The organism is Dokdonella sp. GW821-FHT11D02 (assembly GCF_058808595.1).
Window position 1 is genome coordinate 371,684 of the sequence record NZ_CM179520.1, and the last position, 22,766, is coordinate 394,449.

At 67.0% G+C, this 22,766-nt stretch carries 18 protein-coding genes; 12 read left to right on the plus strand and 6 right to left on the minus strand.

Going from position 1 to position 22,766, the window contains the following annotated elements; translation table 11 throughout:
• Window positions 1-5 precede the first annotated feature (5 nt).
• On the minus strand, window positions 6-623 hold the full coding sequence (locus AC3QL3_RS01550; RefSeq protein WP_492896494.1) for a CGNR zinc finger domain-containing protein: 618 nt from the start codon (window positions 621-623) through the stop codon (window positions 6-8).
• A gap of 94 nt (window positions 624-717) precedes the next feature.
• Between AC3QL3_RS01550 and AC3QL3_RS01555 the strand changes: the two genes are divergently transcribed.
• The 3 genes from AC3QL3_RS01555 to AC3QL3_RS01565 all read left to right on the plus strand — a co-directional run bounded on the left by AC3QL3_RS01555 (window position 718) and on the right by AC3QL3_RS01565 (window position 3,867).
• The gene (locus tag AC3QL3_RS01555) at window positions 718-1,746 is read left to right on the plus strand and encodes an arginase family protein (protein ID WP_492896495.1); all 1,029 of its coding nucleotides are present in this window, start codon (window positions 718-720) and stop codon (window positions 1,744-1,746) included.
• The gene (locus tag AC3QL3_RS01560) at window positions 1,743-2,753 is read left to right on the plus strand and encodes a TolB family protein (RefSeq protein WP_492896496.1); all 1,011 of its coding nucleotides are present in this window, start codon (window positions 1,743-1,745) and stop codon (window positions 2,751-2,753) included. The genes AC3QL3_RS01555 and AC3QL3_RS01560 overlap by 4 nt, the downstream gene beginning before the upstream one ends.
• A gap of 205 nt (window positions 2,754-2,958) precedes the next feature.
• A complete protein-coding gene (locus tag AC3QL3_RS01565; RefSeq protein ID WP_492896497.1) occupies window positions 2,959-3,867 on the plus strand; it encodes a DUF808 domain-containing protein in 909 nt (302 codons plus the stop codon).
• 48 nt (window positions 3,868-3,915) lie between these two features.
• Here AC3QL3_RS01565 and AC3QL3_RS01570 read toward each other — a convergent pair whose 3' ends face one another.
• A complete protein-coding gene (locus tag AC3QL3_RS01570) occupies window positions 3,916-4,614 on the minus strand; it encodes an alpha/beta hydrolase (RefSeq protein ID WP_492896498.1) in 699 nt (232 codons plus the stop codon).
• A gap of 225 nt (window positions 4,615-4,839) precedes the next feature.
• A complete protein-coding gene (putA, locus tag AC3QL3_RS01575; RefSeq protein WP_492898830.1) occupies window positions 4,840-8,073 on the minus strand; it encodes a bifunctional proline dehydrogenase/L-glutamate gamma-semialdehyde dehydrogenase PutA in 3,234 nt (1,077 codons plus the stop codon).
• Window positions 8,074-8,644: 571 nt separating this feature from the next.
• Here putA and coxB point away from each other — a divergent pair.
• The 4 genes from coxB (at window position 8,645) to AC3QL3_RS01595 (ending at window position 12,865) form a co-directional block, all read left to right on the plus strand.
• Entirely contained in the window at window positions 8,645-9,544 is a 900-nt protein-coding gene (gene coxB, locus AC3QL3_RS01580) for a cytochrome c oxidase subunit II (protein WP_492898832.1), read from the plus strand.
• 69 nt (window positions 9,545-9,613) lie between these two features.
• Window positions 9,614-11,239 (plus strand): cytochrome c oxidase subunit I, encoded by a 1,626-nt coding sequence (gene ctaD, locus AC3QL3_RS01585; RefSeq protein WP_492896499.1) that lies wholly within the window; start codon window positions 9,614-9,616, stop codon window positions 11,237-11,239.
• A gap of 142 nt (window positions 11,240-11,381) precedes the next feature.
• Window positions 11,382-11,969, plus strand: coding sequence for a cytochrome c oxidase assembly protein (locus AC3QL3_RS01590; protein WP_492896500.1), 588 nt, complete (start codon window positions 11,382-11,384; stop codon window positions 11,967-11,969).
• A gap of 29 nt (window positions 11,970-11,998) precedes the next feature.
• The gene (locus tag AC3QL3_RS01595) at window positions 11,999-12,865 is read left to right on the plus strand and encodes a cytochrome c oxidase subunit 3 (RefSeq protein ID WP_492896501.1); all 867 of its coding nucleotides are present in this window, start codon (window positions 11,999-12,001) and stop codon (window positions 12,863-12,865) included.
• Between the two features lie 88 nt (window positions 12,866-12,953).
• Here AC3QL3_RS01595 and AC3QL3_RS01600 read toward each other — a convergent pair whose 3' ends face one another.
• Entirely contained in the window at window positions 12,954-13,163 is a 210-nt protein-coding gene (locus tag AC3QL3_RS01600) for a twin transmembrane helix small protein (protein ID WP_492896502.1), read from the minus strand.
• 56 nt (window positions 13,164-13,219) lie between these two features.
• Between AC3QL3_RS01600 and AC3QL3_RS01605 the strand changes: the two genes are divergently transcribed.
• Genes AC3QL3_RS01605 through cyoE form a run of 4 tightly spaced genes read left to right on the plus strand, consistent with a single transcriptional unit; the run spans window position 13,220 to window position 16,584 of the window.
• The gene (locus tag AC3QL3_RS01605) at window positions 13,220-13,954 is read left to right on the plus strand and encodes an SURF1 family protein (protein ID WP_492896503.1); all 735 of its coding nucleotides are present in this window, start codon (window positions 13,220-13,222) and stop codon (window positions 13,952-13,954) included.
• Window positions 13,951-14,502, plus strand: coding sequence for a redox-active disulfide-containing membrane protein (locus tag AC3QL3_RS01610; RefSeq protein ID WP_492896504.1), 552 nt, complete (start codon window positions 13,951-13,953; stop codon window positions 14,500-14,502). Before AC3QL3_RS01605 ends, AC3QL3_RS01610 begins: the two co-directional genes overlap by 4 nt.
• Window positions 14,499-15,662 carry a COX15/CtaA family protein gene (locus tag AC3QL3_RS01615; RefSeq protein WP_492896505.1) on the plus strand — a complete coding sequence of 388 codons (1,164 nt, stop codon included), beginning with the start codon at window positions 14,499-14,501 and terminating at the stop codon, window positions 15,660-15,662. The genes AC3QL3_RS01610 and AC3QL3_RS01615 overlap by 4 nt, the downstream gene beginning before the upstream one ends.
• Window positions 15,663-15,669: 7 nt before the next feature.
• Window positions 15,670-16,584 (plus strand): heme o synthase, encoded by a 915-nt coding sequence (gene cyoE, locus AC3QL3_RS01620; RefSeq protein WP_492896506.1) that lies wholly within the window; start codon window positions 15,670-15,672, stop codon window positions 16,582-16,584.
• On the opposite strand, the gene AC3QL3_RS01625 is transcribed toward cyoE, so the two are convergent.
• Window positions 16,572-17,555, minus strand: a complete 984-nt coding sequence (locus AC3QL3_RS01625) for a bile acid:sodium symporter family protein (RefSeq protein WP_492896507.1) — start codon at window positions 17,553-17,555, stop codon at window positions 16,572-16,574. The two genes, cyoE and AC3QL3_RS01625, sit on opposite strands and share 13 nt — an antisense overlap.
• A 78-nt stretch (window positions 17,556-17,633) precedes the next feature.
• On the minus strand, window positions 17,634-19,589 hold the full coding sequence (locus AC3QL3_RS01630; RefSeq protein WP_492896508.1) for a S9 family peptidase: 1,956 nt from the start codon (window positions 19,587-19,589) through the stop codon (window positions 17,634-17,636).
• 268 nt (window positions 19,590-19,857) lie between these two features.
• Between AC3QL3_RS01630 and AC3QL3_RS01635 the strand changes: the two genes are divergently transcribed.
• Window positions 19,858-22,731, plus strand: coding sequence for a TonB-dependent receptor domain-containing protein (locus tag AC3QL3_RS01635; protein WP_492896509.1), 2,874 nt, complete (start codon window positions 19,858-19,860; stop codon window positions 22,729-22,731).
• The last annotated feature ends 35 nt before the right edge of the window (window positions 22,732-22,766 follow it).

The window sequence follows — 22,766 nt, forward strand, 5'->3', positions numbered from 1 at the left end:
GCGGCTCAGGTTTCGCGCCAGCGCCGCTGGAAACGCCGCGACTTGGCCGTGTTGCCGCACATGCGCATGCTGCACCAGCGGCGCGTCTGGTTCTTGCTCACGTCGTAGAACAGCCAGCCGCAGCCATCGGGCGCCGGGCATTGCTTGAGCCGTGCGAGATCGTCGTGCGCAAGCAGGTCGGCGGCCGAGACCAGCGCCTGCCAGGCCGGCAGCTCCAGCGCGTCGGCGTCGCGCCAGGCCCAACGCCAAGTCGCGCCGGCCGGCTGCAACCGGCGTTGCGCCAACGCGGCCTGCAGTTCGCGATCGAGTTCGGTGAGGTCGATATGTGCCGCCGCCTCGCCGCGCGCGACGCCGGCCAGCACGCGATACAGCCGCTCGCGCGTCGCACGCGCCTGCGCGAACGCGCTCGCGGCACGGCGCGGGTGCGCGGCCGCCTCGCTGCGCAGGCGCGCGGCGCCGGCCGCGTCGAAACCGTCCGCGCAGCCGCGCATCCAGCGCAGCAGGCCGGCGTAGTCGTCGAAGTATTCGCGCGCGTCGGCGGCGAAGTGCGAGCTGCGCGAGTTGACGAAGTCCAGACAGAGGCGGCCGCCGACCCGTTCGATCGAGTCGAGTTCGTCGCTCATGCGAATCGATTCCATGTAACCACTGAAGCTATCTTGACAGGTTGCATGCGGAAATGCACATTAACCATCGAATTGCATTTAGAGGGTTGATGTGATGCCGCTCTACGATCGCTTGGCCAGCCCGTCGCGCCGTCGCCTGCTGGGAGCGGCGTCCGGATTGCTCTGTCTGAGCGCCGCCGGCTTGCGCGCGGCGCCGCCGCCGATCGGGCTGCTCGGTGCGCCGTCCAATCTGGGGTTGCGTCCGTTGCGCGCCGGCCATGTGCCGGGCGCCGTGCATGCGCCGCGCGTGCTGCGCGAACTCGATCTCGCACGCCGGCTCGGTGCGGTTGACCACGGCGATGCGGCCGCGCCGGCCTATGCGCCGGCGCGCGATCCCGCCACCGGCTACCGCAACGGCGCCGCGCTCGCGGCGTACACGCGCGAACTGGCGCAACGCATCGGCCACGTGCTCGACAGCGGCGCATTCGCGCTCGTGCTAGGCGGCGATTGCAGCGTGGTGCTCGCCAGCACCTTGGCGCTGAAGAAGCGCGGCCGCTACGGCCTGCTCTTCATCGACGGTCACAGCGATTTCTATCTGCGCCCGTTGCAGGAAACCTCGTCCGCGGCCGGCACCGACCTCGCACTCGCCACCGGCCACGGCCCGGCCGGACTGGTCGACATCGACCACGCCGCACCCTACGTGCGCGAGGACGACACCGTCGTGTTCGCCTATCGCGACTACGGCGAGCCGGATCGCGCGGCGGTGCGGCGTTTCGAGCGCGCCGGATTCGCCCGTTTTCCGCTGGCGCAAGTGCGCGCTCGCGGCATCGCCGCGGCGATGAGCGATGCGTTGCCGCGACTGGAAAACTCGGCGCTAGAGGGCTTCTGGATCCATCTCGACGTCGACGTGGTCGATCCGGATTTGCTCCCGGCAGTCGATTCGGACGATCCCGGCGGCTTGCGCTGGAACGAACTCGAAGACCTGCTCGCGACCGCGCTGAGTTCGCCGCGCGTGCGCGGCATGGAAGTGACCATCTACGACCCGGATCTCGATCCGGACCGCCGCTACGGCCGCCAGTTGGTCGACTCGATCGCGCGCGCGTTCGTGCGCGCCGGCCGCGTGCAAGCAGGGAGTGCCGCATGATCCCGTCTCGTTTCGCGCTTACCTCGATCGCCGTCTTCTTTCTCGCCTTGAGCCAGTTTGCGTCCGGTACTCTCGCGGCGAAGGCGCCGTATGCGTCGGATCGGCCGATGCCGGAGGCGCAGGTGTTCGCGCCCGGCGTCATCTCCGGCGGCGACTACGATTCGCACCCGGCGTTCACGCCGGACGGGCGCACGCTGTATTTCATGCGCAGCGCGCCGAACTTCCGCTTCTACGCGATCCTCGTCTCGCACTACGAAAACGGCCGCTGGAGCGAGCCGAGCGTGGCGCCGTTCTCGGGCCAGTACGACGACGCCGATCCGTTCATCACCGCCGACGGCGAGCGCCTGTTCTTCGTCTCCAAGCGCCCGCACGGCGACGGCAAGCCGCGCGAGGATTTCGACATCTACGTGATGGAACGCACGCCGAAGGGTTGGAGCGAGCCGCGCAATCTCGGCAGCGGCGTCAACAGTCCCGAGGACGAGCTGTATCCGACGCTCGCCGCCGACGGCAGCTTGTACTTCGGCTCCGAGCGTAAGGGCGGCTACGGCGAGGCCGACCTTTATCGCGCGCGGCGCGACGGCGCCGGCTTCGCACCGCCGGAGAATCTCGGCAGCGCGATCAATACCGCGCAGGACGACTACGAACCCTACATCGCGCCGGACCAGAGCTTTCTGATCTTCATGGCCTGCGCACGCTCCGACAGCATCGGCCAGTGCGATCTGTATCTGAGCCGCAACCAGAACGGCGCTTGGAGCGCGCCGCGCAATCTCGGCCCGAAGATCAACTCGGCCGGCACCGAGTACTCGCCGAAACTGTCGCCCGACGGGCGCTATTTCTTCTGGGCCAGCGCGCGCAACCGCTTCACCGATCGGCCGCTGCCGCAGCGTCTCGACTACGCCGGTCTGATGAAGCTCTATCGCAGCGCCGGCAACGGGCTGTGCGATATCTTCCAGATCGACGTGTCGGAGATCGGGATCGATCCGCCCGCGCCCGTGCCGCAACGCTGACGCCGCGCGGACAACCTTCGCACGAGTCCGATTCCGACGCGGCCGCGGCGCTGCTACAGTCCTCGCATTGCGCGGTCATAGGGCGGTGAGGGCGATCGGATAGGATCGCGCTCGAGCGCAATCGGCACGAGCCGCAGGCGACGCCGTCGCGAGTTCGCACCGATTCCCGCTCGTCCGCTTCCGTTCCGAAACACGAGGTCCGTGCGTGGCATCCAGCCTGCTGCTCCTGCTCGACGACATCGCCGCGGTGCTCGACGATGTGTCCATCCTGACCAAGGTCGCGGCGAAGAAGACCGCCGGCGTGCTCGGCGACGATCTCGCGCTGAACGCGCAACAAGTCGCCGGCGTGCGCGCCGAACGCGAACTGCCGGTGGTGTGGGCGGTGGCCAAGGGCTCGATCGTCAACAAGGCGATCCTGGTGCCGGCCGCGCTCCTGATCGGCGGCCTGCTGCCTTGGCTGGTGACGCCGCTGTTGATGATCGGCGGCGCCTACCTCTGTTTCGAGGGCGTGGAAAAACTCGCGCACCGCTTCCTGCACAAGAAAGACCACGAAGCCGACACCGCGCAGCACGAGCGCGCGATGGCGGATGCGTCGGTCGACGCGGTCGCGCTGGAGAAAGAAAAGATCAAGGGCGCGGTGCGCACCGACTTCATTCTGTCGGCCGAGATCATCGTGATCGCGCTCGGCACCGTCGCCGGCAAGCCGTTCGGCGTGCAGCTGGCCGTGCTGTGCGGTATCGCCGCGCTGATGACGGTCGGCGTGTACGGCTTGGTCGCCGGCATCGTCAAGCTGGACGACGCCGGGCTTTATTTGAGCCAGCGCGAAGGCGCCGCGGCGCGTGCGTTCGGCCGCGGCATCCTGGTGGCCGCGCCGCTGTTGATGAAGGCGCTGTCGATCGCCGGCACGGCGGCGATGTTCCTGGTCGGCGGCGGCATCCTCGTGCACGGCGTGCCGGCGATCGCGCATTGGGTCGAAGCTTTGGCGGCGAGCGCCGGCGGTGTGCTCGGCGCCTTGACCTCGGCCGCGTTCAACGCGGTCATCGGCATCGTCGCCGGTGCGCTGGTGCTGGCGGTGGTCGAGCTGGGCAAGCGCGCGTTCGCGAAAAAACACTGACGCCGGCAGCGGCCGGCGTCGTGCGAGTCGCGCTATCTGCGGAAGGTCTCAGCGCGTGCCGACGGCGGTCGCCGCTTCGACGATCAGCGCCGACACCTCGTTAGGACGCGAAGCGAGTGAAGCGTGGCCGGCGTCGAGCGTGATGATCTTGCGCGCGCCGAGCCGGTCCGACATCCGCTGCTGATTCTCCGGCGCGATCATGCGGTCCTGGCTGGAAATCTGATACCACGACGGCTTGTGCTTCCAGGCCGGATCGGTCACCGGATTGCCGAACGTGGCCGCCAGCGGCGCCTTCTGCGTGACCGCCATGACGCGGCCTTCGTCGGCACTGAGATCCTGGCAGAAGCTTTCGTGGAACTTGTCCGGCTTCAACCACAGATAGCCGTCGCTGTCGGGCGCGAGATTGGGCGCGGCGACCGGCGCGTGCTGCTGGGTGATTGCGCCGGGACTTTCGCCGGCGTCCGGCGCGAACGCCGCGATGTAGACCAGACCGACCACGTTCGGCTGGTTGCCGGCTTCGGTGATCACCGCGCCGCCGTAGGAATGCCCGACCAGAAGAACCGGGCCGCCGACCTGCGCGACCATCTTGCGCGTGCGCTCGGCGTCTTCGGCTAGCGACGTCAGCGGCAACTCGACCGCGCGCAGGTCGTCGTAACCCAGGCGCGTCAGTTCGACGATGACCTTGCTCCAATGCGCGGCACCGCCCCAAAACCCGTGAACCAGCACGATCGTCGGCTTGCTGCTCATGACCTTCTCCGTCGGAAAGGCCGACCACGGTTGGTGCCAGCCGGTCGGCTCGGCTGCCCCAAGCGAGCAGTATGACACCGCCGAGTGACGGCTCTGCGGCCGCCGCCTCTCCCGCTTGCGGGAAAGGCCCGGGCGCGCGGCGTCCGGGCTGAGGGAGAGCTCGCGACGACATCGCGAGCCTTCCTTATCCGGCCGTGCAGGTCATTCTCAAAACACGCGCGAGCGCTACTCGCCCAAGGTCAGCAACGACGCGTTGCCGCCCGCCGCCGTGGTGTTGATCGTCAGCGTGCGCTCGGTCGCGAAGCGCAGCATGTAATGCGGACCGCCGGCCTTGGGGCCGGTGCCGCTCAAGCCTTCGCCGCCGAACGGCTGCACGCCGACCACAGCGCCGATCTGGTTGCGGTTGACGTAGCAGTTGCCGACGCGCGCGCGCTTGGTGATGTGATCGATGGTCGCGTCGATGCGGCTGTGGATGCCGAGCGTGAGGCCGAAGCCGGTCGCGTTGATCGCATCGATCACCGCGTCGAGCTGATCGGCCTTCCAACGGATCACGTGCAGCACCGGACCGAACACCTCGTGCGTGAGCAGCGACAGCGACGGCAGTTCGTACGCGCGCGGCGCGAAGAAGGTGCCGTGTTCGGCGTCGGCGGCGAGCTTGACCTGGGCGATCTTCTTCGCCTCGCGCTCCATCCGCTCGGCGTGATCGCTGAGCGCCTTCTTCGACGGTTCGTCGATGACCGGGCCGACGTCGGTCGAGAGCAGGGCGGGGTCGCCGACGACCAGTTCGTCCATCGCGCCGGCGAGCATCTTGACCACCTTGTCCGCGATGTCTTCCTGCACGAACAAGACGCGCGCGGCCGAGCAGCGCTGGCCGGCCGAATCGAAGGCCGAGGCGAGCACGTCCTTGACCAGCTGCTCGGGCAGCGCGGAGGAGTCGGCGATCAGCGCGTTCTGGCCGCCGGTCTCGGCGATCAGCGCCGCGATCGGCGCATTGCGCGCGGCCAGCGTGCGGTTGATCGTCCACGCCGTTTCGGTCGAGCCGGTGAAGCAGACGCCGGCGATCTCCGGCCGCGTCAGCAGCGTATTGCCGATCATCGAACCCTTCGCCGGCACGTACTGCAGGACGGCCTCGGGGACGCCGGCCTCGTGCAGCAGTTTGACCGCGGCGTGGCCGATCAAAGTGGTCTGGTCGGCCGGCTTGGCGATCACCGCGTTGCCGGCGGCGAGGCCGGCGGCGACCTGGCCGGTGAAGATGGCGAGCGGGAAGTTCCACGGACTGATGCACACGAACACGCCGCGGCCGCGCAGGAACAGCTGGTTCGATTCGCCGGTCGGTCCCGGCAGCTGCTCGGGCTGGCCGAACAGCTTGCGCGCGATGGCGGCGTAGTAGCGCAGCAGATCCGCCGCCTCGCGCACTTCGGAAATCGCGGCCGACAGCGTCTTGCCGGCTTCGTGCACGCACAGCGCGATGAACTCGGCGCGGCGTTGTTCGAGTAGGTCGGCGGCGTGCTCGAGGATCGCCGCACGGCTCGCCGCCGGCAGCGCGTCCCAGTCTTCTTGCGCGGCGACCGCGTTGGCCAGCGCTTTCTCGATCGTGGCGGCGTCGGCGTTGCGGCTCTCGCCGATCACGCGGCGGCGGTCGGCCGGATCGGTGACCAGGCGCAGTTCCGCGGTGCTGTTCGCGCCCGGCACCAAAGGCGCCGCTTTCCAGCCGGCCTTGTTCGCGTTCACCGCCTCGGCGAGGGCCCTCAATTCGTTGTCGTTGGCGAGATTGACGCCCATGGAATTCTTCCTGCGAACATAGTTGGGAGTCTGCGCAAGCGCAGAATCGTCACCGAAAAGACCGACCGGCAGCGGAATGCGCGGATGCGGTTTGGAGGGGAACGCGCGCACCGTTTCGCACGGGTCGGCGACGAGGTCGCGAATCGACACGTCTTCGTCGACGACTCGGTTGACGAACGAAGTATTGGCGCCGTTTTCGAGCAGGCGGCGCACCAGATACGGCAGCAGGTCTTCGTGCGAACCGACCGGCGCGTAGACGCGGCAGGGCACGTTGAGATTGTTGGTGCCGATGACTTCGCCGTAGAGATCCGCGCCCATGCCGTGCAGGCGCTGGAATTCGAACGGGCGGCCCTGCGCGTAGTGGTGGATCGCCGCGATCGTGTGCGCGTTGTGGGTGGCGAACTGCGGATAGATCGCGTCGCTGCCGGCGGCGAACAGGCGCTTGGCGCAGGCCAGATAGGACACGTCGGTGTTCGGCTTGCGCGTGTAGACCGGATAGCCGGACAGGCCCAGTTCCTGCGTGCGCTTGATCTCCGAATCCCAGTACGCACCCTTGACCAGGCGCACGCACCAGCGGCGCTTGGCCTTGTGCGCGGTTTCCGCCAGCCAGTCGATCACGAACGGGCAGCGCTTCTGATACGCCTGCACGGCGAGGCCGAAACCGTTCCAGCCTTCCAGCGACGGATGCGCGAACACCGCGCCGATCACGTCGAGCGAGAGTTCGAGGCGATCGGCTTCTTCGGCATCGACGGTCATGCCGATGCCGTTCTTCATCGCCAGCTGCGCCAGTTCGAGCAGCTTGGGCGTCAGTTCGGCGTGGGCGCGTTCGCGCTTGGCCACTTCGTAGCGCGGATGCAGCGCCGACAGCTTGACCGAGATCGACGGCGCATCGAGCAGGCTCTTCTCGTTCTGCTTGAGAGCGGCGCTGCGCTTGCCGAGTGCGGCGATCGCGTCCTTGTACGCCTGGTGGTAGCGCTCGGCGTCCGGCTGCGTCAGCGCGGCTTCGCCGAGCATGTCGTAGGAATAGCGATAGGCCGCGTTGTCCTTCTCGGCCGAACGCTCCAGCGCTTCCTCGATCGTGCGGCCCATCACGAACTGGTGGCCCATGATGCGCATCGCCTGGCGCACGGCGAGACGGATCACCGGTTCGCCGGCGCGGCCGACCAGGCGCTTGAGCGCGCCGGTGAAGTCGCGCCGTGTTTCTTCGGCCAGGTTGACCAGCTGGCCGGTCAGCATCAGGCCCCAGGTGGAGGCGTTGACGAAGACCGAGTCGCTGCCGCCGAGGTGTTTCTTCCAGTTCGCCTCGCCGAGCTTGTCGCGGATCAGCTTGTCGGCGGTGGCCTTGTCCGGAATGCGCAGCAGCGCTTCGGCCACGCACATCAGGAGCACGCCTTCCTCGCTGGAAAGATCGTACTGGCGCATGAAGGATTCGACCGCGCTCTGGTCGCTCGCCTTGCTGCGCACGCGCGCGACCAGCTCGGCGGCGCGCGCCAGTACCAGCTCGCGCTCGGTCGGCGGCAGGGCGGCTTGTGCCAGCAGTTCGTCGACGGCCTGGGTTTCGTTGCGCGACCAGGCGGCCGTGATGCGCGCGCGCGCCGGCTCGGTCGTGGCCGGCAGCTCGGGGTTGAAGAGTTCGCTCAAGGCGGTCGTACTCGCGGAGACGGAGGCGGCGCCAATCGGCGCCGCGGAGTCGCGTAGTGTAGTGACGCAACAGGCGGGAACCAAGGTCGAGCGCGCCCCTCCGGGCGCGCGAGGGCGGGTTGGAGCCGAGCGGGTTGCGCTCCAAGGACGGCTGCTTGGCTCAGTCTCCGGGCGTAAGAGGGCGAGGCAGGTCGAGCGCGCGCCTTGGGGAGCGCGAGGAGCGAGCTGCGTGCCCGGGATTGGCTGCTCGGCTCAGTTCTTGGGCGGGGCAGGGCGAGGCAGTCCGATCGCTCAGCGGGCCGCAGCGCCCGCCGGACCGCTTCGGCGCCCCTGCATACATCGGTCGGGGCGATGCGCGGAGCTAGCGGCCCAAGTGCCGAGGTCTCGGCGGAACGCAGCAGGCCAGCAAATCCGCAGCCGCCTGCGACATTTTCCCTCGCCGCGCAAGGGTGGCCGCAGGTTGCCGCTGTCGCGCACGGTCCACTATGATCGCTGGGTTTTCCTGCCGAAGTTCGGCGCGCCAGTGTCCGATCGACGCTGGCGACGCGGCGTCGGCGTCGCTGCGGTACGGCGGCACATCCGGGTTACTCGAGACAAGGTGATGGCGATGATTTCATCCGGTGTACGGCGCGCCAGTCGCGTCTTTGCGGCGTTCGCGTTGCTGGCGAGCGGCACGGCCTTCGCCAATCCGGAGCCGTGGCAGCTCAACATGACGCGCGGCGTCACGCCGATCTCGCAGCGCATCCACGACGTGCACATGATCGCGCTGTGGGTCTGCGTCGCCATCGGCATCATCGTGTTCGGCGCGATGATTTACGCGATGGTGAAGTTCCGCAAATCCAAGGGTGCGGTGCCGGCGAAGTTCAGCCACAACTCGACGCTTGAAGCGATCTGGACGATCGTGCCGATCATCATCCTGGTGGTGATGGCGTGGCCGGCGACCAAGCTCCTGGTCGACATGGCCGACGTCGAGAACTCCGACATGACGGTCAAGGTCACCGGCTACCAGTGGAAGTGGCGCTACGAGTACGTCGACTACTTCAAGAAGTCGACCGCGGTGAACTTCATTTCGAGCCTGGACGCCGAGTCCAACCGCGTCCGCCAGCCCGGCTCGGGCCTCGACCCGCATTCGGTCAAGGACGGCAGCTACGACAGCTATCTGCTCAATGTCGACAAGCCCTTGGTGGTGCCGACCGGCGTGAAGATCCGCTTCGTCATCACCGGCGACGACGTGATCCACTCCTGGTGGGTGCCGGCGCTGGGCTGGAAGCAGGACGCGATCCCCGGAATCATCAACGACCAGTGGACCCGGATCGAAACCCCGGGCGTCTACCGCGGCCAGTGCGCGGAACTGTGCGGCAAGGACCACGGCTTCATGCCGATCGTGGTCAAGGCGGTGCCGAAGGCCGAGTTCGAGCAGTGGCTGGCGACGCAGGAAGCGGAAGCCGCCGCGGCGAAGGCTCCGGCGACGGCGCAAGCCGCCGTGCCGGGCGCGACGCAGGGCTGATGTTCGCGCGAGCGGAATCACGACGCGGCCTCGAACGGCCGCAATCTTCGAAGACTTGAGGTTCAGGCCATGGCCGCTGCCAATCCCGCCATCCACGACGCGCACGACGACCACGATCACAAGCCGTACGGCTTCCTCAATCGCTGGCTGTTCACGACGAACCACAAGGACATCGGCACCCTGTACCTGGTGTTCGCGCTGCTGATGTTCTTCATCGGCGGCTCGATGGCGATGGTCATCCGCGCCGAGCTGTTCCAGCCGGGCCTGCAGCTGGTGCAGCCCGAGTTCTTCAACGAAATGACCACGATGCACGCGCTGATCATGATCTTCGGCGCGGTCATGCCGGCGTTCGTCGGCCTCGGCAACTGGATGATCCCGCTGCAGATCGGCGCGCCGGACATGGCGCTGCCGCGCATGAACAACTGGTCGTTCTGGATCCTGCCGTTCGCCTTCTTCCTGCTCATCTTCGAAATCTTCCTGCCGGGCGGCGGCCCGCAGGGCGGCTGGACCATGTACCCGCCGCTGTCGCTGCAGGGCGGCATGAACGTCGCCTTCATGATCTTCGCGGTGCACCTGATGGGCATCAGCTCGATCATGGGCGCGATCAACATCATCGCGACCATCCTCAACATGCGCGCGCCCGGCGTCGATCTTTTGAAGATGCCGCTGTTCGTGTGGACCTGGCTGATCACCGCGTTCCTCTTGATCGCGGCGATGCCGGTGCTGGCCGGTGCGGTCACGATGCTTTTGACCGACAAGTTCTTCGGCACCAGCTTCTTCAACGCCGCCGGCGGCGGCGACCCGGTGATGTTCCAGCACATCTTCTGGTTCTTCGGCCATCCCGAGGTCTACATCATGATCCTGCCGGCGTTCGGCATCGTGTCGGAGATCATCCCGACCTTCAGCCGCAAGCCGCTGTTCGGTTACCAGGCGATGGTCTACGCGGTCGCCTCAATCGCGTTCCTGTCGTTCATCGTCTGGGCGCACCACATGTTCTCGGTCGGCATGCCGCTCGGCGGCGAGCTGTTCTTCATGTACGCGACGATGCTGATCGCGATCCCGACCGGCGTGAAGGTGTTCAACTGGGTCTCGACCATGTGGCAGGGCTCGATGACGTTCGAGACGCCGATGCTGTTCGCGATCGCGTTCGTCATCCTGTTCACCATCGGCGGCTTCTCCGGCGTCATGTGCGCGATCGTGCCGGCCGACTTCCAGTACCAGGACACCTACTTCGTCGTCGCCCACTTCCACTACGTGCTGGTCACCGGCGCGGTGTTCTCGATCATGGCGGCGGCGTACTACTGGCTGCCGAAGTGGACCGGCAACATGTATTCGGAGAAGTGGGGCAAGATCCACTTCTGGTCGAGCACGATCTCGGTCAACGTGCTGTTCTTCCCGCAGCACTTCCTCGGCCTCGCCGGCATGCCGCGCCGCATTCCCGACTACAACGTCGCCTTCGCCGACTTCAACATGATCAGCTCGATCGGCGGCTTCTGGTTCGGCGCCAGCCAGCTGATCTTCGTCGGCGTGATCATCCATTGCGTGTACTTCTCCAAGCAGCGCGCCACCGCGCAGGTGTGGGAAGGCGCGCGCGGTCTGGAGTGGACGGTGCCCTCGCCGGCGCCGCACCACACCTTCACCACGCCGCCGGTGCTCAAGCCGGGCATGCTGGCGCACGATGATGTAAGTCATTGATGGGTGCGAACGATCCCTGATCGCCGCTCGATCAGGGATTGCGCGAATTGAAGTGTCGAGTACGAGCGGGATCCACAAGCGGCCATCCATGGCCGCACAGTTCAACTAAGAGCAACTTTCTAGCGACGTTTCCCAAAGAGTCATGGAGCCGACCACCACCGCCAACCGCAACGCGAGCGTGCTGAAAACCGGCGCGGTCGTGGTCGCGTGCGCGTTCCTGTTCGGCTTCGCGATGGTTCCGGTGTACCGCATCGTGTGCGAGCACGTGTTCGGCATCAAACTCGCCAACGGCGCGAGCGGGCCGACCAGCGTCGCCAACCTGGTCGAAGACACCAGCCGCACGATCACGGTGCAGTTCGTCACCAGCGTCAACAGCAAGCTGCCGTGGTCGTTCGCGGCCGAGCGCACCAGCGTCGACGTGCATCCGGGCAAGCTGATCGAAGTCTGGTTCGACGCGACCAACACCGGCCCGCAGGCGATCGTCGGCAATGCGGTGCCGAGCGTGGCGCCGAGCAACGCTTCGCTCTATTTCAACAAGACCGAATGCTTCTGCTTCACCGAGCAGGTGCTCAATGCGGGCGAGACGCGCCGCATGCCGGTGCGTTTCTTCGTCGATCCGCAGCTGCCCAAGGGCGTGCGCGAGTTGACGCTGTCCTATACGTTCTACCCGAACGAAGTCGCCACCCAGCGGCTTTCCGAAACCGGCTCGCCGCTTCCGGCGGCCGGTTGATCCGAATTCATCGCACGAGGCCCGCCGCCATGGCGCAAACACAAGGTGCTTACTACGTCCCCCACGGCAGCCACTGGCCGATCGTCGGCTCGTTCGGCTTGCTCGGCACGGTCGGCGGCGCGGCGATTTGGCTGAACGAGTCGACCATCGGCAAGCCGATCATGGCGGTCGGTATCGCGCTGCTCCTGATCATGATGTTCGGCTGGTTCGGCACGGTCATCCGCGAATCGGTCGGCGGCCTCTACAACAAGCAGGTCGACACCTCGTTCCGCATGGGAATGATGTGGTTCATCTTCTCCGAGGTGATGTTCTTCGCCGCGTTCTTCGGTGCGTTGTTCTACGCGCGCGAGCTGGTGGTGCCGTGGCTCGGCGGTTCCGGCAAGGGCGGCCTGACCAATTACTTCCTGTGGCCGGGCTACTCCGCGGCTTGGCCGACCAACGGCCCGGGTGAGGTCGGCGGTACGTTCGAGACGATGACGCCGTGGGGCATCCCGCTGCTCAACACGATGCTGCTGCTGACCTCCGGCGTCACCATCACGATCGCGCATCACGCGCTGCGCGCCGGCCATCGCGGCCGTCTCTTGGTGTTCCTCGCCTTGACCGTGCTGCTCGGCGCGATCTTCCTCGGCTTCCAGGTGTACGAGTACGCGCACGCCTACGGCCATCTGAACCTGACCCTCGGCAGCGGCATCTACGGCAGCACGTTCTTCATGCTGACCGGATTCCATGGCCTGCACGTCACCCTCGGCGCGATCATGCTGGCGGTGATCTGGTTCCGCTGCGCGAAAGGCCACTTCACGCGCGACAACCACTTCGGCTTCGAAGCGGTCGCCTGGTACTGGCACTTCGTCGACGTGGTCTGGCTCGGGCTGTTCTTGTTCGTCTACGTACTGTAAGAGCCGGGATTCGGGATTAGGGATTGGAAGAAGCGTCGGTTCGCACGCTACTCGCTTACCGAATCCCCAATCTCCAATCCCGGCCCTTTCAGCCGCCAATGCCGTGCGGGCGGATCAGTCCGGTCGCGATCGCGATGATCACCAGCACGATCAGCAGCACCGACAGGCCGATGCGGCGGGTCAGGGCTTTCAGGACGCGGTCGCTGCCGCTCTTGTCGGTCATCATGAAATAGAGACCGGCGCCGAGGTTGTAGATGATCGCCGCCAGAAAAAGCAGGACCAGGATCTTGCTGAGCATCTCGAAGGGTTCCACGCGGCCGCACGCCGCGGCGGCGCGTCGGAGTATACGCCGCCATGAGCACTAGACGCTGGCACCGGCCGCGCGCTTTCGCGTGGATTCTGACCCTGTTCGGCATCGCGTTCTTCCTCGCCCTCGGCAGTTGGCAGTGGCGGCGCGCGCAGGAAAAAGAGCAGCTGTTCGCCGCGTTCGATCGCGGTGCCGCGCAAGCGCCGGTGCCGTTCGAGCAAGCGCGGCGAGATACGGTCGGTGTGAGCTATCCGCACGTAAGCGTGCGCGGCCACTACGCAGATCCCGGCTACGAATACGAGCTGGAAAACCAGGTGCGCGAAGGCCGTACCGGCGTCATGGTCTACGCCCTGTTCGAACCGGCGGGCGGCGGCGCGCCGCTGCTGGTCAATCGCGGTTTCCTCCCCTACACGAACGATGCGGTGCGCTATCCGGCCCTGCCGCCGTTGCCGAGCGGTGAAGTCGCGTTGTCGGCGCTGTATGCGCCGCCGCCCGGTTCCGGCCTGCGTTTGGGCGGTAACGAACTCGGACGACAGAAGTTTCCGAAGAAGGTCATCTACGTCGATCTCGCCGAGATCGGTGCCGATCTCGAACGCCAGCTCGACCCGCGCGTGCTGCTCGCCTTGCCCGACGCCGCGCCGAGCGCGGGCTTCGTGCGCGAATGGCGGCCCGAAGTGTTTCCGCCCGAACGCCACTACGGCTACGCTCTCACTTGGTTCACGTTCGCCGCCGTCGTTGTCGCGACCTTCGCGATCCTGCACTGGCGCAAGGATCCCCAATGACTCCGCTCGCGCGCAAACGCCTCGGCTTGCTCCTGATCATCGCGCTGTTTCTGGCCCCTTTGATCGGCGCCTACGTGCTCAACGCGTTCGACTGGCGCCCCGAAGGCACGCGCAACTACGGCACCCTGATCGAGCCGCCGCAGGATCTCTCGGCCGCGCGCTTCGTGCTCGCCGACGGCCAGCCGCTGCAATGGAAGGACGCCGAATGGTCGTGGACGGTGTTCGCGCTGACCGGCCCGACTTGCGCGGAGAACTGCCGCGCGCGCATCGACGAATTGCGGCGTGCGCGCCTCACCTTGAATCAGAACGCGTATCGCGTGCGCGTGGTCGCGCTCGATGTCGATCTGACGGCGGAGCAACTGGCGCCGCTCAAGCCGGTCCAGCTCGCACGCGATGTCGATGCCAAGCTCGCCGCGTTGCGGCCGAACGGCGCCGATGAAGTCGCCGTCGCGTTCGCCGATCCGCACGGCTTCCTCGCCCTGCACTACGCGGCCGGCTACGACGCGAACCGCCTGCGCAAGGATTTGGCGCGGCTGGTGAAGCGATGAGCGCACGCGCCTTGCTGAGCCCGGCGCGCATCGCCGCGTTCGCCACCGCGTTCGCCTTCGTCGTCATCGTGTTCGGCGCGTTCGTGCGCCTGTCCAACGCGGGCCTGTCCTGTCCGGACTGGCCGACCTGCTACGGCAAGGCGACCTGGCCCGGGCACGAACACGAGATCGAGCACGCCAACGCGAACTTCCCCGAACGCCCGGTCGAGACGCACAAGGCTTGGCGCGAGCAGGTTCACCGCATGATCGCCGGCACGCTCGGCCTGCTCGTGTTCGCGCTCGCCTTGATCGCGGCATGGCGCCGGCGCGCGCTGATGGCATTGCTGCTGGTCGCGGCGCTGGCCGCGGCGCTCGGCGTCGTTCTGTACATCAAGCAGATGTACGCCGCCTCCGCGCTGCTTTCGGCGATCGCCATCGCGTTGCCGCTGACGGCGGCGTTGCGGCTCGATCGCGCCGCGCCGTGGCGCATCGCGGTGATCACCTTCGCCGTGATCATCTTCCAGGCCATGCTCGGCATGTGGACGGTCACGCTGCTGCTCAAGCCGGTGGTGGTGATGGCTCATCTGCTCGGCGGCCTCTTGACCTTCTCCCTGCTCGGCTACGTCGCGTTGCGGCTCAGTGCAACCAAGACACCGACGCCGGCGCAAGCGCGGCTCGCGCCGATGGTGGTCGTCGCGCTGGTGCTGCTGACCGTGCAGATCGCGCTCGGCGGCTGGACCAGCGCGAACTACGCCGCGCTCGCTTGCGGCATCGACTTCCCCCAATGCGCCGGCAGCTGGTGGCCGATGACCGACTTTCGCGAAGGCTTCGTGCTGTGGCGCGGCATCGGCGTGAACTACGAGGGCGGCGTGCTCGACCTGCCAGCGCGCGCGGCAATCCAGATCGCGCACCGCATCGGTGCTGTGCTGGTGTTCGGTCACGTGCTCGCGACCGTGGTGCTGGCCTGGCGTCGCGGCCTCAAGGGGCAGGGCGCACTGGTCGCGGCGCTGCTCGGTACGCAGATCGCGCTCGGCATCGCCAACGTCAAGCTGCTGCTGCCGCTGCCGGTCGCGACCGCACACAACGGCGTCGCCGCCTTGCTGCTGTTGTCCTTGATCGCGCTGCTGGTGCGCACGCAGCCGCCGTTGCCGGTCGCCGCATCCGTCCGAGCTGCGGCATAGTAGCGCCGTGAAGCCACGCTCCCGCGCCAGCCAGTATTTCGAGTTGACCAAGCCGCGCGTGGTCGCGCTGATCGTGTTCACCGCGGTGATCGGCATGCTGCTGGCGGTGCCCGGCGTGCCGCCCCTGCGCCAAGCCATCGCCGGCAGTCTCGGCATCTGGCTCGCAGCGGCTTCGGCGGCCGCGCTCAATCATCTGATCGACCAGCGCATCGACAAGCTGATGGCGCGCACCTCGCAGCGGCCGCTCGCAACCGGCAGTTTGACGCCGACCCAAGTGCTCGCGTTCGCGCTGATCTTGGGCACCTTGTCGATGGCGATCCTGATCGCGCTGGTCAATCCGCTGACCGCGGCGCTGACCTTCGCTTCGTTGATCGGCTACGCCGTCGTCTACACCGCCTACCTCAAACGCGCGACGCCGCAGAACATCGTGATCGGCGGCGCCGCCGGCGCCGCGCCGCCGGTGCTCGGCTGGGCCGCGGTGACGGGCGGCGTGCACGCCTATGCGCTGCTCTTGTTCCTGATCATCTTCATCTGGACGCCGCCGCATTTCTGGGCGCTGGCGATCTTCCGCCGCGACGACTACTCGCGCGCGCAGGTACCGATGCTGCCGGTCACGCACGGCGTCACCTACACGCGCTGGCACGTCTTGTACTACACCGTGCTGCTCTTGGTGATCACCGTACTGCCGTACCTGACCGGCATGAGCGGACTGTTCTATCTCGGCGGCGCGCTCGTGCTCGGCGGCGGCTTTCTGTACTACGCCATTCGCCTGCTGAACCCGCCCGACGACTTCTTCGCCATGCGCGTGTTCAACTACTCCATCATCTATCTGATGGCGCTGTTCGCGTTCCTGCTGATCGATCACTACTTGCCGATCGACCGGTTCGATCAAGGCGTAATGCTGCTGCGTCAGGTCGGTTGACCGTACTCGCTGCGCCGCGCGTAGCGCTGCGCCAGCACGGCGCAGGCCATCAGCTGGATCTGGTGGAACAGCATCACCGGCAGCACGAACATACCGAGCGCGGGATTGCCGGCGAACAGGATCTTCGCCATCGGCACGCCGCTGGCGAGGCTCTTCTTCGAGCCGCAGAACACGATCGCGATCTCGTCGGCGCGCGCAAAGCCGAGGCGGCGGCTGAGCCAAGTGGTCGCGATCAGCACGATCGCCAGCAGCAGCACGACGAAGGCGAAGGTGCCGAGCAGCGCCGGCGGCGGCACCTGCTGCCACAAGCCCTCGGCGACCGAGGCGCTGAATGCGACGTAGACGATCAACAGCACCGTGCCGCGGTCGGTCAGGCTGAGCACGCGGCGCCAGCGCTCGACCGTGGCACCGACCCACGGCCGCGCCAGATGGCCGAGCACGAACGGCACCAGCAGCTGCAGCACGATGTCGCCGATCGCGCGCAGCGGCGAGCCGCCGTCGCCGTGCGTGGACAACAAGAGCGTGACCAGCACCGGCGTGACGAACACGCCGACGAGGTTGGACAGCGAGGCCGCGCAAACCGCCGCGGGCACATTGCCGCGCGCGATCGCCGTGAACGCGATCGACGACTGCACCGTCGAAGGCAGGCAGCACAGGAACAGCACGCCGAGGTACAGGTTCGGCGTCAGCACCAGCGCAGCGAGCGGCTTCGACGCGAGGCCGAGCAGCGGAAACAGCGCGAAGGTGCTGGCCAGCACCAAGAGATGCAGGCGCCAGTTGGTCAGTCCCGCGAGGATCGCCTCGCGCGACAGGCGCGCGCCGTGCAGGAAGAACAGCACGGCGATGCCGGCGATGGTGAGGTAGTCGAAGGCGAGCGCGACGCGGCCTTCGCACGGCAGGAAGGCTGCCAGCGCGACGGTCGCGATCAGGGCGAGAGTGAAGCCGTCGAACAGAGTGCGCAGAAGTTTCATGGAAAGATTCGTGGAGTCCGAACGCGGTTACCTCTCCCGCGAGCGGGAGAGGGAGCACAACGCTAGCGTTCGTAGAACCTATTCCCCGATCAGATGCTTCTGCCAGAAGAGCATCGTCGCCGCGCGGAAATAGTCGACGTTCGTCTTCTTGCGGAAGCCGTGGCCCTCGTCCTTGAACTGCAGGAACCAAACATCACCGCCGTTGCCGCGCACGGTCTCGACGATCTGTGCCGCCTCGCTGGCCGGCACGCGCGGGTCGTTGGCGCCTTGCGCGACGAACAGCGGCTTGGTGATCGCCTTCGCGTTGGTGGTCGGTGAAATTTTCTCGAGGAAAACCTTCATCTTCGGTTCGCGCTCGTCGCCGTACTCGGCGCGGCGCAGATCGCGCCGGTAGCTCTCGGTGTTGTTCAAGAAGGTGACGAAGTTGGAGATGCCGACGATGTCGATGCCGGCGCGCAGGCGCGCGTCGTAGTGCGTCATCGTCGCCAGCACCATGTAGCCGCCGTAGGAGCCGCCGTAGACGGCGACGCGCTGCGCATCCAGCTCGGGCTGTTTGCCGATCCAGTCGAGCAGGGCGCCGATGTCCTTGACCGAATCCTCGCGTTTGAAGCCGTTGTCGAGCAGCAGGTAGCTTTTGCCGTAGCCGGACGAGCCGCGCACGTTCGGCACCAGCACGGCGATGCCGAGTTGGTCGACCATGAACTGAATCTCCGCGCTGAACGTCGGCCGCGCCTGTGCCTCGGGACCGCCGTGGATCTGAATCACCACCGGCAGCTTCTTCCCCGTCGCCGCCTTCGGGCGGTAGTAGAACGCCGGAATCTCGCGCGCTTTGCCGCGCACCTTGTCGAAGCTGGCAAAGCGCACCAGTTCGGGCGCGCTGAATTTCGCCGCGTCCAGACCGCCGACTTCGCTTTCGGTCCAGCGCTGCACCGTCGCGTCCGGATCGACCGTGTAGACATCGCTCGGCGACAGCGCCGAGTTCAGCGAGAACGCGATGCGGCGGCCGTCCGGCGCAAACTCGACCCCGCCGATCACGCCCTTTGGCAGCGCCGGCAGCGGCAGTTCCTTGCGTGTGGCCGCGTCCAGCAGATGCAGCACGCCGTAGCCGTCCTCGTTGCTGACGAAGGCGATGCGGCGGCCGTCGGGCGACAGCGCATAGTCCTCGACGTCCCAGGCGATGCCGGCGCTGAGCGTGGTGACCTGGTTGGTCTTGAAGTCGTGGAAGCGCAGCGTTCTGAACTCGCTGTTCTCATCGGAGGTGAAGTAGGCACCGCTGCCGTCGGGCGCGAAACGGAACGCGCCGAACGAGGCCTTGCCGCCGTCGACCGGAAACAGCGTCAGCTTGCCGCTGTCGAGATCGACCACGCCCGGATGCACTTCGTTGATCGAGACGTACTTCTGCACCAGGAGCTTTTTGCCGTCCGGCGAGAAGTCACTGGCGCTCCAGCTGCCGCCTTCGGTCACCAGCGGCTTGCGCTGGCCGCCGTCGACGTCGAGCAGCCAGACGTCGGTGTCCTTGCCGTTGCGTTCGGTGCTGCTGTAGGCGAGATGCTTGCCGTCGTGCGACCACTGCGGCGAGTCGTTGCGCGACTTGCCGTCGGTCAGCAGCTTGATCGCGCGCGTGTCGAGGTCGAACCAGTACAGCTGCCAGAACTCCGAGCCGCCGACGTCCTTGCCGAACACGAAACCGTTGCGCTTCGGATTGACCGCGACCGAGGCGATCGGCTCGTCGTAGAAGGTCAGCTGTTCGCGCGCAGCGCCGGGGCTCTTCACGCGATGCACCTGGGTCGTGTTGGCGAAACGCGTGCTGATCAACAAACCCGAGCCGTCGGCGATCCAGCCGCCGAGCCCCGCGCTGCGCGTGTTGGCGTAGCGCTGCAGGCGCTCGTTCAGCGCGGACGGAAGCTCGGGAATGTTCTGCGCGATGCGGTTGCCGCCGTCGGCGTGCGGCGCGTCGGCCGCAACGGCCGGCGCGACGGCGACGGCGCACGCGAGGGCGAAGAAGGAGAAGGCGAGCGAAGGCGCGCGATACATCGAGGTCTCCCGACCGGGCATGGAACGCGCAGCGTAGCGTGTCCGGGCGCGCCGGCAGAAGTCCGCTGCGGTTCGACTCAGGTGCCGCTCGGGCGTCGGCTCGGAGGCACGGCCCACAATACCTCGCCGCGGTTGCGCTTGCTCAGGCTTATGAGCCATATCGTACGAATCCTTTCATATGATTTGGAACGTCGTTACTATGCGGCGCAGGCGGGGTGCCGGCGACGGCACGTGACTTTGCAGCAGATTGCCATCCGGGAGTCATGCCATGGGGCGGATGCGAGCGAGATGGATCGCCGCGGCGACGGTATTGCTGTCGATCGGCGCGCAGGTGCGCGCGCAAGAAGCGCCGCCGGCGGAAGGCGAGAGCAAGGCGACGACCACGCTGCAGCCGATCCAGGTGCTCGGCTCGCACATCCGCAAGGTCGACGTCGAAACCCAGCATCCGCTGCTGACGATCGAGCGCGCCGAGCTGTTGCGCACCGGCCTGACCGATATCGCCGACATCCTGCAGACGCTGACCGCGAACGGGCAGTCGCTCAATCGCAACATCAACAACGGCGGCAACGGCGAGCTGCGCGTGAATCTGCGCAGCCTCGGCAGCCAGCGCACCTTGGTCCTGCTCAACGGCCAGCGTTGGGCTGCCGCGCTCGACGGCGGCGTCGACCTCAGCGCGATACCGCTCGCCCTGATCGAACGCGTCGAAGTGCTCAAGGACGGCGCCTCGGCGATCTACGGTTCCGATGCGATCGCCGGCGTGATCAACATCGTCACGCGGCGCGAATACAAGGGTGGCGAGCTCGGCATCTATCACGGCCAGTACGACCAGGACGACGGTCAGCGCCGCTCCTACGACCTGACTTTCGGTCACGGCGGCGAAGGCTGGAACGCAGCGATCGGGCTCGAGTACGAACACTACGATCCGGTGATGGCCGGTAGTCGGCAGATATCGAGCACGCCGTTCCCGAACTTGCCCGCCGCCGCGACCGGTTCCGCCGTCACGCCCTACACCAGCCTCACGCCGGACGGCTTCGATGCGGCTCTGCGTCTGATCGACGGCCGCTCGGGCCGCTCGCCGGACGATTTCCGTCCGTTCGATCCGCGCTACGACACCTACAACTATCAGACCACCAGCTACCTGCAGACGCCGTCGGAGCGCAAGGCGGTGTTCGCGCAAGGGCGCTATGAAATCCATCCCGGCCTCGCCCTGGTCGCCGACCTCTTGTACAACCGCCGCGAATCCTCGCAGCAGCTGGCGGAGCCGGTCTTGCAGTTCTCGCCGTTCGCGAGCGGACCCGAATCGCTGCTTTCGATCGCGCCGGACAATCTCTACAACCCGTTCGGCGTTCCGGTCATCGCGGCGCAGCGTCGCGTAGTCGAGGCGGGGCCGCGGCGCTTCGAGCAGAGCGTCGACACCAAGCGCGCGCACGTCGGCCTCGACGGCTTGTTCTCGCTCGCTGGTCGCGACGTGGCCTGGGGCGCGGATCTGACCTGGATACGCGCCGCCGAGCGCTCGGCCACCGATCCGTACTTCGACAACCGCGCGCTCGCGCTCGCGATCGGGCCGTCGTTTCGCGACGCCGCCGGTATCGCGCGTTGCGGCACGCCGAGCGCGCCGATCGCCGGCTGCGTGCCGCTGGATCTGTTCGGCCCGCCCGGCTCGATCACACCGGAAATGCTCGACTACATCGAGCGCGTCACGCACGCTCGGCGCCAGGCGGAGCTGCGCGACTTCAATCTGCACGCAAGCGGCAATCTGTTCGAGCTGCCGGCCGGAGCGCTCGCCGTCGCCGCCGGCTTCGAACACCGCAGCGAGCGTGGCTACGAGCAGATCGATCCGTTGATCCGCAGCGGCAACGCGAACGGCAGCGGCGGCGGTTCGCTCGAATCGACGCGCGGCAGCGATCGCGTCAACGAGGCTTACGTCGAGTTCGACGTGCCGCTGCTGCGCGAGCAGCCGTTCGTGCGCAGCCTCGATTTCTCGCTCGCCTCGCGCTACTCGCGTTATTCCGAATTCGGCAGCACCACCAATTCGCAGTTCGGCTTGCGCTGGAAGCCGTTCGAAGATCTGCTCGTGCGCGGCAACTATTCCGAAGGCTTCCGCGCGCCGAGCCTGTCGGAGCTGTTCGGCGGCGCACAGGTGTTCACCGGGCAGTTCTTCGATCCCTGCGTCGCCGCCAACCAGTCCAGTCCCGCCGTGCTCGCGCGTTGTCGCGCGCTCGGCGTGCCGGCCGACGTGGCCGATGCGCCGACGACCGAGGTCGTCGGCGGCGGCAATCCGAACTTGCAACCGGAGACGGCGACGACGCGCACGCTCGGCCTGGTCTATTCGCCGGGTTGGTTGGAGGGATTGGAGACGAGCTTGGACTGGTATCGCATCCAGCTGCGCGGTTCGATCCAACCGGTCGACGCCGGCTCGGTCCTGGACGCCTGCTACCAGCGCGCCGATACGCCTCGCTGCAGCCAAATCGTGCGCGCCGCCGACGGCAGCCTGCTCAGCATCCGGCAGATGCCGCTGAACCTTCCCGGCGGCTTGGAAACGGAAGGTTTCGATTTCGCCATGCTGTATCGCCGGCCGACCGCGATCGGCGATTTCACCCTGCGTTGGGAAAATTCCTACGTCAATTACTTCGGCGAGATCGGCCAGCCCAAACGGCTGACGCCGCTGGCGGACGGCTCGCTCGCGCAGGGCAACGCGGTCGGCCAGAATTCGTCCGCCTACGGCGTGATCTGGCGCTTGCGCTCGGTGCTCTCGCTCAACTGGCAACGCGAGAGCTGGAGCGCGAGCGCGGCCGCGCGCTACTTTTCCGCGATCCAGGAAGATTGCAGCGCCGTTTTGTTTTTCGCCCAGCGGCTGCGCGATCCGTCGGTCAGGCAGCTCTGCTCGGAGCCCGATCGCCTGGTCGATCTCGACGGTTCCGGCGTCGGCCAAGCGGCGCCGCGCAATCGCGTCGGCAGCACGACCTTCGTCGATCTCGATCTCGGCTGGACCGCGCCGTGGAAAGGCCGCTTCGCGCTCGGCGTGCGCAACGCGCTCGATCGCGGCCCGCCGATTTCCTACTCGGCCGGATTGCGCGGCTTTTTCGCCGACTACGACCTGCCGGGCCGGTTCTGGTACGCGAGCTATCGACAAAGTTTTTGAAGCGCGCGCGCCGACGGCGGAGCTTGCTCGCCGGC

Bases quoted from the DNA above. Each gene is read 5' to 3' on its own strand.
- AC3QL3_RS01600 (WP_492896502.1), bottom strand. From the start codon at position 13,163: ATGCTCAGCAAGATCCTGGTCCTGCTTTTTCTGGCGGCGATCATCTAC.
- AC3QL3_RS01625 (WP_492896507.1), bottom strand. From the start codon at position 17,555: ATGAAACTTCTGCGCACTCTGTTCGACGGCTTCACTCTCGCCCTGATC.
- AC3QL3_RS01630 (WP_492896508.1), bottom strand. From the start codon at position 19,589: ATGTATCGCGCGCCTTCGCTCGCCTTCTCCTTCTTCGCCCTCGCGTGC.
- coxB (WP_492898832.1), top strand. From the start codon at position 8,645: ATGATTTCATCCGGTGTACGGCGCGCCAGTCGCGTCTTTGCGGCGTTC.
- AC3QL3_RS01605 (WP_492896503.1), top strand. From the start codon at position 13,220: ATGAGCACTAGACGCTGGCACCGGCCGCGCGCTTTCGCGTGGATTCTG.
- AC3QL3_RS01550 (WP_492896494.1), bottom strand. From the start codon at position 623: ATGAGCGACGAACTCGACTCGATCGAACGGGTCGGCGGCCGCCTCTGT.
- ctaD (WP_492896499.1), top strand. From the start codon at position 9,614: ATGGCCGCTGCCAATCCCGCCATCCACGACGCGCACGACGACCACGAT.
- AC3QL3_RS01560 (WP_492896496.1), top strand. From the start codon at position 1,743: ATGATCCCGTCTCGTTTCGCGCTTACCTCGATCGCCGTCTTCTTTCTC.
- AC3QL3_RS01555 (WP_492896495.1), top strand. From the start codon at position 718: ATGCCGCTCTACGATCGCTTGGCCAGCCCGTCGCGCCGTCGCCTGCTG.
- AC3QL3_RS01635 (WP_492896509.1), top strand. From the start codon at position 19,858: ATGGGGCGGATGCGAGCGAGATGGATCGCCGCGGCGACGGTATTGCTG.
- AC3QL3_RS01610 (WP_492896504.1), top strand. From the start codon at position 13,951: ATGACTCCGCTCGCGCGCAAACGCCTCGGCTTGCTCCTGATCATCGCG.
- AC3QL3_RS01570 (WP_492896498.1), bottom strand. From the start codon at position 4,614: ATGAGCAGCAAGCCGACGATCGTGCTGGTTCACGGGTTTTGGGGCGGT.
- AC3QL3_RS01595 (WP_492896501.1), top strand. From the start codon at position 11,999: ATGGCGCAAACACAAGGTGCTTACTACGTCCCCCACGGCAGCCACTGG.
- AC3QL3_RS01590 (WP_492896500.1), top strand. From the start codon at position 11,382: ATGGAGCCGACCACCACCGCCAACCGCAACGCGAGCGTGCTGAAAACC.
- AC3QL3_RS01615 (WP_492896505.1), top strand. From the start codon at position 14,499: ATGAGCGCACGCGCCTTGCTGAGCCCGGCGCGCATCGCCGCGTTCGCC.